A 14,481-nucleotide genomic window follows, 5' to 3' on the forward strand; every position below is an offset into this window, starting at 1 on the left:
CACCGCCCTTTTTTGTCAAGGATAATTCCCGGCTGAAAAACCCATAATTTCAACATTTTTTTCCCGGACAATGAAATCGCTTGCAAATCCATATCAGCCCATCTAAATTTGATTGTTTCGTACACCTGGACATTTCAAAAAACTTCACACCCAAGCGGAAACCGTGACTCCAGAAAAAGCCATTACAATTCAGTCGGTCGAGGAACTGGTCTGCAAAAATCAGTTCGGTACCTTCTTCGGGGTACCCCAGGATGTGTTTGACCGGGTATGGAACAATCTCTGCGGGCCAGACGGTAACTCCGTGGTATATATCTCCATGGAAATCGGCGCCGATCCCGACACCTTCCATCCGGTGCTTGATTTTCTTCTGGAAAACGATTTCACCACCAGCGGCGACGACCAGACCAGGCATTTCATCAACAAATATCTCCACGGCCCGCGCAAGATTCCCAATTACAGCGGCGGACTCGGTGTCCTGGCCGGAGATACCCTGAAGAGCTTTGCCGACCTGCAGATACCGGTCCTGGCAGTGAGCCTGCTCTACCGGGAAGGCTATTTTTCCCAAATCGTCGATTTCAATGTCGGCCAGATCGACCAGGCGACCCACTGGTCTCCCGAACAAACCCCGACCCTGTTCCTCCTCCGGGACCCTGACGAGCCCGAAAAACCCCTGGAAATCCCGGTTCCCTTCTACAACGAGTATGACCAGCCGACCATGGCCCGGGCCCAGGTGTGGATGAAACTGGAGGCCGGGGAGGAGCTGGACTATTTCGTGCCCGAGTTCCTGCTTGATTACGCGGTGCCCTCTTCACCCCCCTGGGTCCAGGAAGCGGCCAAGCGGCTCTACAACGCCAAATCCACCATCATGAAGGCCAACCAGCGGCGGCTGCTGGGCTCGGGTATCCTGCCGCTCATGGAACGACTCGGCTTCACCGCCCGGACCCTGCACCTGAACGAGCAGCACGGGGTGGCCGTCACCCTGCACCTGATCCTGAGGGAGTTGGAACAACGTCTGGGGCCGGATTACCACCAGAAGATGAGCGACAGCGATATCCTGGCCGCCGCCGACCAGGTAGCCAAGCGGCTGGTCTACACCATTCACACCCCGGTCAAGGCCGGCCACGACCGGTTCTCCCGTGAACTCTACGCCGGGATCAGCCATTCCACCTGCCAGCGGATCCTCGACCTGCTGGCCCGGGATGAGCAGTCGCCAAACGAATACAACTTCACGGCCATGGCCATGCGGGTGAACCGGGCGGTCAACAGTGTCAGCCGGCTGCACCGCGATGTAACCCGTCGGCAGTTCCCCGACTTTGCCGACAAGATCACAGCCATCACCAACGGTGTCCACCACCTGACCTGGATTTCCGAGGAACGGGCCCGGGTCTTCGATGCCCAGCCAGGCCTGGAAGACTGGCGCGACGATCCCGGCTGTTTTGCCAAGGCCGCACTGGAAAATGATTCCGGATTCCGAAACAACCTCGCCCGGGCCTGGAAACGGGATAACCAGACCCTGGTGGACCATATCAACACCATGCTGGCCGAACACCGGATCCAGATGACCACCACCTGGATCGACCCGCCCAACTACCTTTCCTACCTGCATGAAGAAGGTGTCCTGCAGCCCGGGGTGTTCACCATCGGCTTTGCCCGCCGGTTTTCCACCTACAAGCGGGCCAACCTGATCTTTGATGACCTGTCCACCCTGGTGGATATTCTCATCAAGGGCCGGTACCGGATCAACTTCGTCTTTGCCGGCAAAGCCCACCCGCAAGATGAGCCGGGCAAGACCGTACTCAAGGTGATCCTCGACAACCAGAAGGATCTCTTTATCCGCAGCCAGGGTCTGGCCCGGCTGGTTTTCATTCCCGGCTATGATATGCACGTCGCCAAGATGATGGTCTCCGGGGTCCATGCCTGGCTCAACAACCCCAAACGGCCCCTGGAAGCCAGCGGCACCAGCGGTATGAAGGCGGCCATGAACGGCGTACCCAATATCTCGGTCATGGATGGCTGGTGGGTGGAGGGCTACCACGGGGGCGCCACGGGCTGGAAATTCGGCCATGAGGGGCCCATCGACGAACAGAGCCTGAGCGAGAGTCCCGATGCCCTGCTCTACCGCGAGGACTCCCTGGCCTTCTACCGGCTCCTGCCGGAAATACTCGACATGTTCTATAACCGTCCAGACGAGTACCTGGACCGGGCCATCCAGAACCTGAAAAGAAATGTGCCCATCTTCAATACCCACAGAATGGCCGCTGAATACGTGAAAAAATATAACCTCAGGCTCACCGACGAGACCGCAAATCGCATAGATCACTTCGCCAAGCTGTACCACAGTGATCCGGAAAACGGTTGAGCAGCCGACCAGACCACAGTACACTGTGGCCAGATAAGCCGGCAACAGTTACCCAGAAGGAGAATACATCATGGCAAAAGCCCATATAAGCCCCAATAACGCGGCCAACAAAACCATTGACGCCATTGATCGTAAACGGGAAAAGGAACGGCGTTTCATGCTGCGCAAGGCCCGGGACAACGCCCATGAACTGGCGACAGCCCTGGTCCAGCGGCTCATCGATGAGCACATCATCGAGACCAACTCGGACCGGTCCATCCGGGAATCCATGGAGAAACAGCTCCAGTCGCTGATGGACATGGATGAGTTTGACCTGCAGTTCAAGGTAGCGCCCATCCGGACCCTTACCCAGGACCCCAATTTCGTCACCCTCTGCATCACCCAGTACATCATCGAGGACCTGATCGATCATCCCCATATCCAGGATATCTTCGGCGATGATCTCGATGTTTACCGGGCCGTGGACTCCATCCTGTCAAGAATCCGCCCCCGCTGACCCGGTCAGCGGACCCGCCGGGTGCCAGGGGCACCCGTCCTGGGCCAGCTGACCTGAAACCGTTTACTGTTCCGTTATTTTTAACTCCCCATGCCCAGTCGCTCCCGGAACACGCCTCCCTCGCTTGTCTTTGCCAACAGCCGGGGTGAAATCCTCGATTACGACGGTCTGCAGATGGCCGGGGCCGCCGCAACCAGCTTTTACGCCCCGGAACCAGGCGACCTGATCCCGCTGCCCGAAGGGAGCGAACTCTTTGTCCTGCCGGGCCGAAGGCCGGTGGGCATCGAACCGGAGACCGGGGAGCCGGCCCTGCTCGACACCAATCCCTATGAACCCGGAGAGACGGTCCAGGCCGTGGCCGCCTTCATGGCCCCGGCCCACACGGCCATCTACACCGCGGCCTACCAGAGCACGGACAAGGCTCCGCTTTTGCCGCTCTTTGCCTACACCGCGGTGGGCTGGCGGGACGGACAGTTCTGGGTGGCGGCCTTTCGCAGCGACAGGGACCGAAGGCAGGACGCGGATCAGTTTGACCAGAAAACCATTAATCGCAAAACCAGAAAACTGCTCAGAACCCATCCGGACAACCGTCTTATCCAGCATCTCGGCAAATGCTGCCTGACCTATGGCTGCCCGGCGGCGCGCAACTATTTTCTCGGCCGCTGGGAAGCGCCCCTGCCCTGTTCACCGGTATGCAACGCCGCCTGCCTGGGCTGCATCTCCCTCCAGCCCTCGGGCTGCTGCCCGGCAACCCAGGATCGGATCAAGTTCACTCCCTCGCCGGCCGAGCTTGCTGAAATCGCGACTGCGCATCTGAACAAGGCACCCCGGCCCGTGGTCAGCTTCGGCCAGGGCTGTGAGGGGGAACCGCTGCTCCAGGCCGCCACCATGGAACAGGCCATTCGCAAAATCCGGGCCCGTACCGACCGGGGGACCATCAACCTCAACACCAACGCCAGCCTGCCGGACGCCGTGGCCAGGCTGGCCGAGGCCGGGCTCGATTCCATCCGCGTATCCATGAACTCGGCCCGGGAGGAATACCACAGCCGCTATTATCGCCCCAGAGGATTCGATTTCCAGGACGTCTGCTGCTCCATCACGGAAATGAAATCACGTGGCCGGCACGTGTCACTCAACTATTTCATCCTCCCCGGTTTCACCGACGATCCCGAGGAGTTCGAGGCCCTGTGCGAATTGATCGAAGAGCGGCGGCCTGATCTTATTCAGCTACGAAACCTCAACATGGATCCCGAGCATTACCTGCAAAGCATCGGCTTCACCCCCTCGGGGCCACCACTGGGCATCCGGCACTGGCGCGACGAACTGAGGCGCCGTTTTCCCTGGCTGCATCTGGGCTACTTCAATCCGCCGCTTCGCTGAGCAGTTCCGGACTGACCAGCCGCTCTCCCATCTCTTCCATACCCCGGGGATCGTTCTGCCGGAAAAACTGCTCGGCCCGGGAAATCGCCTCGGCAAAGGACGTGCTGGCCTGCACCGAGGTAGCCAACAGATGGCCGAAACTGTAGTTGAGGGCGAAATAATGGGTGAACTCCTTGAGCCGACCCAGGCGCCGCTCCGGCCGGAACCGTTCCAGGAGCGCGGTGGCGAAATGGCTGTACATGGCCGGCAGGGTCATGGCCGGTCGGGGAAGATCCAGGCCATATATCTCCCGGGCCAGCTCGGCAAACAGCCACGGCTTCTGCGGCGCAGCCCGGCCGATCATCAGTCCGTCGGCCCCGCTCAGCTCCAGGCAGGCCCGGGCGTCCTCCACCGAAAAGATACCGCCGTTGGCTATCACCGGGATGTCCAGCCACTCCTTGACCCGACCGATCCATTCCCAACGCGGTTTGCGACAGAACTGTTCGCCCCGGAGCCGCGCATGGACGGTCAGGTAATCTATCCCCTCCCCGGCAAGCATCAGGCAGAAATCCCGCAGTCCACGTTCATCCAGGGTCTCGCCAAGACGGATCTTGGCCGACAGCACCAGTTCGGTATGGCGTCGAACCTCGCGGACCAGAGCCCGCACCCTGTCGGGTGCAGCCATGAGCGAACTGCCGCCCCCTGCCTGCCTGACCCGCGGCGCCGGACAGCCGAGATTGATGTCCACCCCGTCGGCCCCGAAACGATGGAGGGCCTCCAGGGCCGGCCCGGCCTCCTCCGGCCTGGTGATGAACAGCTGGTAGCACAGCGGGTTTTCCTGCCCGGTGCGGACGAGCCAGGGAGAAACCGTGGGATTTTCCACCGGCAGCCGCCTTGCGGAAAGCATTTCCGTGTACAGCAGGCCAACCCCGCCACACTCACACAACAGGGTGCGAAGAGCACTGTGTGTCAACCCGGCCATGGGAGCAAGGAGAAGGGGAGGATCAAATTTCAGGTCACGTATTTCGAGCATAATTGTTGTCCTGGAAGGAAAAAAAAGGTTGAACCAGAATTCATATTCATTGACATTCTCTCAGACCTTCGTATAATGCACCACTGAGAATGATTATTCAAACTATCCTTTTGAAAGCTATATCCAACAAACCTCAGAATATACTCAAGAGCCAATGAATGCACCAGCAGGCATGATTCGCCTTACCACCCAGCGACAGATAATTCTGGAAGAACTCTCCAAAGTCACAAGCCATCCGACGGCGAGCGAACTCTACGACATGGTTCGCAAGCGGCTGCCGCGAATCGGCCTGGGCACGGTGTACCGTAACCTGGAACTGATGGCGGAAAACGGTATGATCCTCAAGCTGGAGGTCGGTGGCACCCAAAAACGATTTGACGCCACCACGGACCCGCATTATCATATACGGTGTTCCTCCTGTGGCAAGGTGGATGATATCGATGTGCCGGTTATCAAGGATCTGGTGGATGCGGCCTGCGCCTCGTCTTCCTACCAGATCCTCGGCCATCACGTGGAGTTCACCGGGATCTGTCCAGCCTGCCAGAAAGCCGGTAACGACTGAAAAAGATATAAAAGATATCTGCTGAAAACAGGTACCGCTTCACGCAGCTGCTGTCTTTTCCAGCATCACCAGGGTGGAGACAGAACAGGGTATGTGTATCTGTTTTTTCACGATAAATCTGAAAGGCTGTCCTTTTCTTGACTCAGGTCAAGGATGGGATGGCCTTTTTTTTGGTACATAATTCCTGTTTTTTTTCCTGGAAACGATGTAGTTTTATGAATCATTTCCATCCATTTAAAAAAGGAGGTATCCCATGAACAAAATGACCTATGCGTTACTGGGCGCGGCAGCAGGAGCGCTGCTGCTGTCCGGATCCGCACTGGCCGGTGACAGCTGTATCGACTGTCACACCAAAGTATCCCCCGGGATGGTTCAGGACTGGAAGGTCAGCATGCATGCTGACAACGATGTCACCTGTTCCACCTGCCACGGTGAGGATCACAAATCAGCTGCTGACTACAAGCTGGCCAAACTGCCGGACGAAAAAGTCTGTGCCGAGTGCCATCAGGAGCAGTACGACCAGTTTGCCAGGGGCAAGCACAACCACGGCTGGACCTCTCTCAACGCCATCCCGGCGACCCACATGGCTCCCGATGAGCTGATCGAGGGTGGCCGCGGCTGCGGCGGCTGCCACAACATGGGCATCAAGACCGAGGCCCAGAAGGAAGAACAGCGCAAAAAGGGCTACCGCTACCAGAACAACTCCTGCGACGAGTGCCACACCCGTCATTCCTTTTCCAAGAAAGAGGCCCAGAATCCCCGCGCCTGCCAGCAGTGCCACATGGGTTATGACCATCCCCAGTGGGAGATGTGGTCCAGTTCCAAGCATGGTGAGCGCTATTTTGCCAAGGAGGCCGGATTTCTGCCTGAAGGCGCCGCCGCCCCCACCTGCCAGACCTGCCACATGCCCGACGGTGACCATGAAAACCGCACTGCCTGGGGTTTCCTCGGCGTCCGTCTGCCTCTGCCCGATGATCCGCAGGCTGCCGCAGACCGGGTGACCATTCTCAAGGCCCTCGGTGTCCTGGATCCGGAAACCGGCAAACCGACTCCGATCCTCGATGCAGTCAAGGCCGTGGACATGGCCCGGCTCTCCCAGGAAGCCTGGCAGAAAGAGCGGGACAAGATGCTCAAAATCTGCGCCCAGTGCCATTCCGAGAGCTATGCCCGCGAGCAGCTGGAGATGGGTGACTCCATCATGACCAAGTCCGACCGGCTCATGGCCGAGGCCATCGAGACCGTGGCGGCCCTGTACAAGGACGGCATCATCAAGAAGCCGGCTGGCTATCCACATAACTACCCGTTCCTGCTGACCTTCATGCATACCAACGGTGCGGCCTGGGATCAGGACCTGGACAAGCTGTCCTACATCGACCAGGTACTGTGCCAGATGTACATGAAGCATCGCATGCGGGCCTACCAGGGCTTCTTCCACGTCAACCCGGATTACGCCTACTGGTACGGCTGGAACGAGCTGACAAAAGACCTGGGCGAGATCAAGGAACTGGCCAGAACCATGCGGGCAACCCATGGAAAATAACGGGCCGATCTCCTGATCAGACCGCTTAAACGTCAAAGGCGGCAGTCCCTCTGGGGCTGCCGCCTTTTTTGTTTGCTTATGGGGCGAATTTGATATCTCAGAGATTACACCGGCCGACAAGCGACCGGATGCACGGTCAGCTGAAAACCACCTGGCAGAACTTCCTTTTTCCCACCTTAAGCAGAACTTTCCCACGGGCAGGGATATTGGTATCCACCGACGTGACCTTGTCACCATCCACAGAAACCGCGTTCTGCTTGATCATCCGCCGTCCGTCTGAAGTGGATTTGACAAGTCCCGCTTCAAGCAGCAGCCTGGGCAGCCAGATCTCCTCCTCATCCACCTGCAGTCTGCATTCAGGAATCTCGTCTGGCAGCTCATGCTTCTTGAATACCTGATCAAAGTTCTTTTCCGCAGCAGCCGCCGCCTCGGGGTCATGAAAACGGGCGGTCAATTCACGTGCCAGCTGCATCTTGACGGCCTTTGGATGGATCCGGCCGGCCGCCATATCCTCTTTCAGGGCCTGAATCTCTTCGGTGGACAGGTCGGAGAGCAGCTCGTAATAGCGAAACATCAGCTCGTCGCTGATGGACATGATCTTGCCAAAGATATCATCCGGGCTGTCGGTGATGCCGATATAGTTGCCGAGCGACTTGCTCATCTTGTTGACCCCGTCGAGCCCTTCAAGCAGCGGCATGGTCAGCACCACCTGGGGCTCCTGGCCCCGGCTGCGCTGCAGGTCCCTGCCCATGAGCAGGTTGAAGAGCTGATCCGTACCACCCAACTCCACGTCCGCTTCAAGGGCCACGGAGTCATAACCCTGGATAAGGGGATAAAGAAATTCATGGATTGAAATGGGCCGGCCGCTTTCAAACCGTTTCTTGAAGTCATCCCGCTCCAGCATCCTGGCCACAGTGAGCTGCGAGGCCAGGCGGATCATGTCATAGGAAGAGAGCTCGCCGAGCCAGGTGGAGTTGAAGACCACCTTGGTCCGGGTGGGATCAAGGATCTTGAACACCTGTTCCTTGTACGTTTCGGCATTGCGTTCCACGTCTTCCCTGGTCAGCGGCGGCCTGGTGTCGGACTTGCCGGTGGGATCGCCGATCAGGCCGGTGAAATCACCGATCAGGAAATAAACCTGGTGGCCAAGCTGCTGAAAATGGCGCAGCTTCTGCAGGAGCACCGTATGGCCGAGATGCAGATCAGGCGCCGTGGGATCAAAACCGGCCTTGATCTTGAGCGGCTGACCTGTTTCCACGGACCGGGTCAGTTTCTTCACCAGGTCGTCCCTGGAGATCAGGTCCACCGTACCTCGCTCGATGAGCGCTATCTGTTCTTCAACGGATTTCATACCATTCAATCCAGCGTGGATTCTCCACCACTCCGGGCCCGCGCGGCACCAGGTGGTTATTTTGCGTATTCAACAGCCCGGGTTTCCCGGATAACCGTCACCCTGATCTGACCGGGATAGGTCAACTGTTCCTCAATCGATTTGGCGATATCGCGGCTCATGAGCGTTGCCTCCTCGTCGCGGATCTTGTGACTGTCGACGATGATGCGCAGATCACGCCCGGCCTGGATGGCGTAAGATTTCTCCACCCCGTCAAAGGCGTTGGCAATGGCCTCCAGGTCTTCGAGCCGTTTGACGTAGGACTGCAGCATCTCCTTGCGGGCCCCGGGCCGGGCGCCGGAGAGGGCGTCCGCCGACTGAACCAGCACATCGAGCACACTCCTGGGCGGCAGGTCCTCATGGTGGGCACCGATGGCATAGACGATATCATCGGCCTCGCCATATTTCTTGGCCAGGTCGCGGCCGATGATCGCGTGGGAGCCCTCGACCTCATGGTCCACGGCCTTGCCGATATCGTGCAGCAGTCCGGCCCGCTTGGCCTTCTTCACATCGAGGCCGAGCTCGGCGGCCATGACTCCGCAGAGAAAGGCCACCTCAAGGGAATGCTGCAGGATGTTCTGCCCATAGCTGGTCCGATACTTGAGGCGCCCGATCAGGTTGATCAGGTCCACATGCATCCCGTGCGCCCCGACATCAAAGGTCGCCTGTTCCCCTGCTTCCCGGATGGAGACTTCCAGCTCCTTGGTGACCTTGGCCACCACCTCCTCGATCCGGGCCGGATGGATCCGGCCATCGGATATCAGCTGCTCCAGGGCCAGCCGGGCAATCTCCCTCCGGATGGGATTGAAACCGGACAGAATAACAGCCTCAGGCGTATCGTCAATGATAATATCAATTCCGGTGGCCGCTTCAATGGCTCGGATATTTCTCCCCTCCCGGCCGATGATGCGTCCCTTCATCTCATCGTTTGGCAGCGGCACCATGGAAACGGTCTTGTCAGCCACATAGTCGCCGGCGTAGCGGGATATGGCCAGGGCGAGGATATTCTTGGCCCGCCGGTCGGCTTCCATCTTCATTTCGTTTTCAATCCGCACCAGCCGCTTGGCCGCGTCCATCCGGGCCTCGCTTTCAATGGACTCCATGAGGAGTTTCTTGGCCTCTTCCCGGTCAATTCCAGCGATTTTTTCCAGCTTGTAGCGCTGGGTGTCGATCAGTTCGTCCAGCTCTTTCTGCCGGTCGACCAGCTCTTTTTCCCGCTGCCGACACTTCTCTTCCCGATCCTGGAGCTTGGATTCCCGCCGTTCCAGGGAGCGAAGCTCCTCCTGGACCTCATCGAGCTTGCGGTTGAGCCGCCGCTGCTCATCCTTGAGTTCTCCCCGGCTGGCCTTGATCTCCCGCTCGGCCTCCTGCTTGATATGCAGGGCCTCTTCCTTGGCCTGGAGGATGGCCTCCTTCTTGATCCGCTCGGCCTCACCTATGGCATTTTCAATGATCTGCCGGCTCTGCGCCTCGACATTGGCCTGATTCCCCTCGACCAGTTTCTTGCGCAGCAGAAAACCGATAACCGCGCCTGCAACCAGGCCTCCCCCAGAAAAAGCAGTATTGAGCCACTTAGTCCCATATGATACACCGTTATGTTATGCAGCGGATAGACCGAGCCCAGACCTCCGGCCTGGCATGCTCAATCGGCTGCGGACAATAAAAGAAAGAGGATGGAAAGGAAGGAGTGAGAACCGGCGCGAATACGGACCGGACAGGATGAGGCCGTCTCAGACGGTGCCCCGGAGGCAGGTCGAAAGCCGTACCATACTGCTCATCATACAAACCTGTTCAGGTGACGGGCAAAAAGTTCATCTGGGCCAGCACCCGGAATGTACCCACGGACGAAAAAGCCCACTGGACGGGTTACGCATATATGGAAAACCTGATCGTATCAGAATTATCGTACAGTTACCGGACCTGCGTCCGCCTGTGTCACTCGCAACCATCCTGTTTCGTAAAAAAACCAGCGATGGCCGTATATATTTACAGCAGTCCCGCTGCTGACCGTATGTAAAAAATCCCCGCCCTGCCGTGTCAACAAAATGATTAAACCTAATGGCAATTAGGTGGGCAATGCCATGCCTTGCGCAGGGAATCAGTGAAGATTTCCATTACAAGGCAGTGAGGCTGCCCTATCAATGAGTGTTTGGCTCAATACTTTGCTGATCACCAACAGCGCAGGGAAACTTTAACCTAGCTTTCTGTTTGCCTGTATTATAAGCAGAACTCAGGCAAAAGCAAAGAGTTATTTATCCATTGTCATTGTCACTCAATTCCGGAAGAGACCTTGTCTATGAGCTTGTCAATGGAACTTTCCTGGCTGCGCCGGAAGGCTTCGAATTCCTTTTCCAACTGCACGTAGCGTGCCGCTATCTGCAGGCAGCCAAGAACCAGTATCTTGCTCGACGGCACCGTGCTGCGGGAGGCCCCGTCCACGGATTCCAACTCTTCCCGGACCATCTCCACGACCCTGTCCACTTCTTCGGGCGAGGCATCACTGTAGAAGGTGAATTCCTGGCCAAACAGCGTGAAGCTGACAAGTCGTTCCATGGAGCAGATCTATGCCTACTGTTCCTCGGCCCGAAAAAGCGAGCCCTGTACGCCGGCCTGGCCCTCGTCGCCGGATTCGTTGCCAGTCTCCACGTCTTCGCCGGCCGGCTCCTCATCCTGCTCGGACTCCCACCGGGCAATCCGGTCGATGAGCCCGCTGACCCGCTGACCGACCTCGGACCGCTCGGTCTGCAACTCTTCAATGGTGGCTTTCAGCTCGACGATTTCCGCGTCACGGTCACGCAGGGTATCCTCCAGCCGGAAGAAGCGCTCTTTCAGGTCATTGTATTTACTCAGCAGTTTATCAACAAACTGTTCCAGGCGAATAAGTTCCGCGTTATTCTCCATGACATATGCTCCTGTGCGTACTGCCAGCCGCCCGGAACACACCAGACAACCAGCTGATTTTATAGTAAAACATATTCAATCTGTAACTATACAGAGGGTAGAGTGCAATGGCAAGTTTTTTAGGCCTCGATCAGCCGATTGGCCCGGGTTTTTTTACCAGTTGCCCTTTCCCCTCTCAGGATTCACGTTCCTCACATCCGACTGTAGCTCCAGGAGAGCGGACGCCCGTTCTCATAGGGCATATGACCATGAAAGATACGCGGATCCCCATCAAAAACCAGGGGAATGAAGTAGCGGTCCCCCTCCCACATGGGCAGTGAAAGCAGTGAATCCACCGGATGCCAGGCCAGATCACCCTCCTCGTTGCGACTCGAAGGCTCGCCGGTAAAACCGGTAACCAGAAAGATAAACCCCAGCCAGTCCTGGCCGTCCGGACCAAACCCCGGCCAGTTCACCGTGCCGCGGAGAACCGCTTCTGTTACGACAATGCCTGCCTCCTCCCGGATCTCCCGCACCAGGCAGGAATAGACATCTTCCCCAGGTTCCAGCTTGCCGCCCAGACCATTATATTTGCCCAGATGATGGTCGTCGCTGCGGGCGGTACGGTGTACGAGCAGGGTATTGTTTCCATCGGGTGAGAGGATATAACCAAGGGTTCCAAGGATGGGTCTATACATATTTTTCCTTTTTTTTCTTCGGTTACAAAGAAAGATCCCGCCGGATGCCGGTCTTGTGACCTCGAAAACCGTACATCTTTGTTGCCACAAGGACGGGACAATATGCTACAATAGCAGAGCATCGACTTCAGAGGCAACACTCCACTTGCCCTGAACCCCTCGCCCCCATTTTTCGCTGGACAGATACGTACCGTGCTCCTGCAACGACTTTCCATAGCCGTTCTCTGTCTCTTCTGCGCCCTGACCGGTCTTCTCGCGGCCACGGCCATGGCCGCTGAACCCTTTCCCGTCTACCCGGCCATCAGAGACAACATCCGGTTCTGGGAAAAAGTGTACAGCCAATATTCCACCCGCCAGGGAATCCTCCACGACAAGGAGGACCTGACCCGAATCTACGACGTCATCGAGCTTGTTGACTGGCAGACGCCGGGCGCGGCACGAATCAACCGGAAGATGATCAAAATGGCCCGCAAGCGCTACAAGGCCATCCTTGCTGACCTGGCGGCCGGAAAAAAACCGCTCACCAGGGAGGCCAGACGAGTCCGGGCCCTGTTTCCGGCCAGGACATCCCACAAGACCTTCCGTCGGGCCCGCAACAACATCCGGCTGCAGATCGGCCAGAAGGACCGTTTCCTCGAAGGGGTTATCCGCTCCGGCGCCTACATGGGGACCATCAGGAAAATTCTTCGTGCCCACGGCCTGCCCCTGGAGATCGCCTACCTCCCGCACGTGGAATCCTCCTTTAATCCCAAAGCCCACAGCAAGGCCGGAGCAGCCGGACTCTGGCAATTCACCCGGGCCACAGGCAAGAATTACCTGACCATCAACGAGGTCGTGGACGAACGCTACGATCCCGTTCTCTCCACAGTAGCGGCAGCCAGATTCCTTAAAAAAATCTATGCGGATCTGGAGGACTGGCCCCTGGCCCTGACCGCTTATAACTATGGACCTGCCGGGATGGCCCGGGCAAAGAAGCTCTATGGCAGCTATGAAAAAATCTTCTACAATCACAACGCCAGCCGGTTTCAGTTCGCCTCCCGCAACTTCTACTCCGAGTTTCTGGCCGCCATGCGGGTGGCCAGAAAGCTGGAAAAAGACCCGAGCGTCATCGTCGACCGACCCGAGGCTACCATAACCACCCGGCTGCCGGGTTACGCTCGGGCCAGTGACCTGCAACGTTATTTCCACCTCTCCCGGCAGGACTTCAGGCGGCTCAACCCGGCCCTGCGCCGTCCCGTGCTCGAGGGCAAAAAGTACGTGCCTGCCAAATACCTGCTCCGGCTGCCGGCGACCAAAAGAATCCGTCGACTGGTAGCCTCCATGCCCGGCAGCCTGTTCCACAGCCGGCAGATTCGTGACACCACCTACCGGGTCCGGCGTGGGGACACGGCCAGCGGGATCGCCAGGCGCTACCGGATCAGCCTCCGGGAACTCATCCGGGCCAATAGCCTGGACCGAAAAGCCACCATCCGGGTCGGCCAGAAACTCAAGATCCCGGATCCGCACCGACGCGGAGGCAGAATCATCATCCTCAAGGACAGCGCCAAGCGAAAACCCTGATTCCAACCCGGAGCGGATCCCCGGCAAGGCGATATTCTTCAGCGAGCCGGCCGCATATCCTACTTGCCTTTCTCCCGGCTTCCGGCGTACAATCAACATGTAACCTCTGGCAGCAGATGCTTTTTTTCCCACAAACGGAGCCTTTTCATGGATATTTCAAAAACCATTGCCGAACTGAAAAAACGTCCTGATTTCACTGAAAACGTTGGCATGATCCTGATCCACAACGGAGTGGTGCGCAACTGGTCGCGCCAGGACCACCGCCGGGTCCAGGCCCTGGAGGTCCAGGTCAACCAGGAGCTCATTGAGGAGTTACGTCAGCAATATCTCAAAAAGCCTGGCATCTATGAAATAATTATCCAGGCCAGATCAGGAAGGTTTCAACCCGGGGATGACCTGCTCTTCATCATCGTTGCCGGGGACCTGCGCGAGCACATCAAGCCGGTGCTTTCCGAACTGCTGGACCGGGTCAAGGCCGAAGCGGTTAGCAAAAAGGAAATCACAGTGTAACTGTCTGTTGAAAAACGCAGCGAGCGCAGTAGTTTTTCAACGGTCTGGTGAACGCATGGAATCCCGGCCTGGCAACATGCCCCATGTCCCGGAA

At 57.8% G+C, this 14,481-nt stretch carries 13 protein-coding genes and 1 other RNA gene; 7 read left to right on the plus strand and 7 right to left on the minus strand.

Features of this window, described 5'->3' with window-relative positions; translation table 11 throughout:
* The first annotated feature begins 163 nt into the window (after positions 1–163).
* The 3 genes from glgP (at position 164) to GF1_RS11015 (ending at position 4,235) form a co-directional block, all read left to right on the plus strand.
* Entirely contained in the window at positions 164–2,359 is a 2,196-nt protein-coding gene (gene glgP, locus GF1_RS11005) for an alpha-glucan family phosphorylase (RefSeq protein WP_267926600.1), read from the plus strand.
* A 70-nt stretch (positions 2,360–2,429) separates the two neighbouring features.
* Positions 2,430–2,855, plus strand: coding sequence for a hypothetical protein (locus GF1_RS11010; protein WP_267926601.1), 426 nt, complete (start codon positions 2,430–2,432; stop codon positions 2,853–2,855).
* A 90-nt stretch (positions 2,856–2,945) separates the two neighbouring features.
* Entirely contained in the window at positions 2,946–4,235 is a 1,290-nt protein-coding gene (locus tag GF1_RS11015; RefSeq protein ID WP_267926602.1) for a radical SAM family protein, read from the plus strand.
* On the opposite strand, the gene GF1_RS11020 is transcribed toward GF1_RS11015, so the two are convergent.
* Entirely contained in the window at positions 4,216–5,247 is a 1,032-nt protein-coding gene (locus tag GF1_RS11020; protein WP_267926604.1) for a tRNA dihydrouridine synthase, read from the minus strand. The two genes, GF1_RS11015 and GF1_RS11020, sit on opposite strands and share 20 nt — an antisense overlap.
* 154 nt (positions 5,248–5,401) lie before the next feature.
* Between GF1_RS11020 and GF1_RS11025 the strand changes: the two genes are divergently transcribed.
* Positions 5,402–5,809 (plus strand): Fur family transcriptional regulator, encoded by a 408-nt coding sequence (locus GF1_RS11025; protein ID WP_267926605.1) that lies wholly within the window; start codon positions 5,402–5,404, stop codon positions 5,807–5,809.
* Between the two features lie 262 nt (positions 5,810–6,071).
* Positions 6,072–7,349, plus strand: a complete 1,278-nt coding sequence (locus GF1_RS11030; RefSeq protein ID WP_353740461.1) for a multiheme c-type cytochrome — start codon at positions 6,072–6,074, stop codon at positions 7,347–7,349.
* Positions 7,350–7,485: 136 nt separating this feature from the next.
* On the opposite strand, the gene tyrS is transcribed toward GF1_RS11030, so the two are convergent.
* The 6 genes from tyrS to GF1_RS11060 all read right to left on the minus strand — a co-directional run bounded on the left by tyrS (position 7,486) and on the right by GF1_RS11060 (position 12,317).
* Positions 7,486–8,700: a tyrosine--tRNA ligase gene (gene tyrS, locus GF1_RS11035; RefSeq protein WP_267926607.1), complete on the minus strand. Its 1,215-nt coding sequence runs from the start codon at positions 8,698–8,700 to the stop codon at positions 7,486–7,488.
* Positions 8,701–8,756: 56 nt separating this feature from the next.
* A complete protein-coding gene (rny, locus tag GF1_RS11040; RefSeq protein WP_267929140.1) occupies positions 8,757–10,280 on the minus strand; it encodes a ribonuclease Y in 1,524 nt (507 codons plus the stop codon).
* Positions 10,281–10,756: 476 nt separating this feature from the next.
* A non-coding RNA gene (ssrS, locus tag GF1_RS11045) (6S RNA) lies at positions 10,757–10,929 on the minus strand.
* A 78-nt stretch (positions 10,930–11,007) separates the two neighbouring features.
* Positions 11,008–11,292: a cell division protein ZapA gene (locus GF1_RS11050; RefSeq protein WP_267926608.1), complete on the minus strand. Its 285-nt coding sequence runs from the start codon at positions 11,290–11,292 to the stop codon at positions 11,008–11,010.
* Between the two features lie 15 nt (positions 11,293–11,307).
* Positions 11,308–11,640: a cell division protein ZapB gene (locus GF1_RS11055; RefSeq protein ID WP_267926609.1), complete on the minus strand. Its 333-nt coding sequence runs from the start codon at positions 11,638–11,640 to the stop codon at positions 11,308–11,310.
* Between the two features lie 191 nt (positions 11,641–11,831).
* On the minus strand, positions 11,832–12,317 hold the full coding sequence (locus GF1_RS11060) for an NUDIX hydrolase (protein WP_267926610.1): 486 nt from the start codon (positions 12,315–12,317) through the stop codon (positions 11,832–11,834).
* A 192-nt stretch (positions 12,318–12,509) separates the two neighbouring features.
* Here GF1_RS11060 and GF1_RS11065 point away from each other — a divergent pair, with 192 nt between their 5' ends.
* Both GF1_RS11065 and GF1_RS11070 read left to right on the plus strand, forming a co-directional pair.
* The gene (locus GF1_RS11065) at positions 12,510–13,877 is read left to right on the plus strand and encodes a lytic transglycosylase domain-containing protein (protein ID WP_267926611.1); all 1,368 of its coding nucleotides are present in this window, start codon (positions 12,510–12,512) and stop codon (positions 13,875–13,877) included.
* 147 nt (positions 13,878–14,024) lie between these two features.
* Entirely contained in the window at positions 14,025–14,387 is a 363-nt protein-coding gene (locus GF1_RS11070; RefSeq protein ID WP_267926612.1) for a molybdenum cofactor biosynthesis protein MoaE, read from the plus strand.
* Positions 14,388–14,481 lie beyond the last annotated feature (94 nt).

Origin of the sequence: Desulfolithobacter dissulfuricans (genome assembly GCF_025998535.1) — a bacterium.
GTDB lineage: Bacteria > Desulfobacterota > Desulfobulbia > Desulfobulbales > Desulfobulbaceae > Desulfolithobacter > Desulfolithobacter dissulfuricans.

Bases quoted from the DNA above. Each gene is read 5' to 3' on its own strand.
- tyrS (WP_267926607.1), bottom strand. From the start codon at position 8,700: ATGAAATCCGTTGAAGAACAGATAGCGCTCATCGAGCGAGGTACGGTG.
- GF1_RS11055 (WP_267926609.1), bottom strand. From the start codon at position 11,640: ATGGAGAATAACGCGGAACTTATTCGCCTGGAACAGTTTGTTGATAAA.
- GF1_RS11015 (WP_267926602.1), top strand. From the start codon at position 2,946: ATGCCCAGTCGCTCCCGGAACACGCCTCCCTCGCTTGTCTTTGCCAAC.
- GF1_RS11060 (WP_267926610.1), bottom strand. From the start codon at position 12,317: ATGTATAGACCCATCCTTGGAACCCTTGGTTATATCCTCTCACCCGAT.
- GF1_RS11050 (WP_267926608.1), bottom strand. From the start codon at position 11,292: ATGGAACGACTTGTCAGCTTCACGCTGTTTGGCCAGGAATTCACCTTC.
- GF1_RS11020 (WP_267926604.1), bottom strand. From the start codon at position 5,247: ATGCTCGAAATACGTGACCTGAAATTTGATCCTCCCCTTCTCCTTGCT.
- GF1_RS11025 (WP_267926605.1), top strand. From the start codon at position 5,402: ATGAATGCACCAGCAGGCATGATTCGCCTTACCACCCAGCGACAGATA.
- GF1_RS11030 (WP_353740461.1), top strand. From the start codon at position 6,072: ATGACCTATGCGTTACTGGGCGCGGCAGCAGGAGCGCTGCTGCTGTCC.
- GF1_RS11010 (WP_267926601.1), top strand. From the start codon at position 2,430: ATGGCAAAAGCCCATATAAGCCCCAATAACGCGGCCAACAAAACCATT.
- GF1_RS11070 (WP_267926612.1), top strand. From the start codon at position 14,025: ATGGATATTTCAAAAACCATTGCCGAACTGAAAAAACGTCCTGATTTC.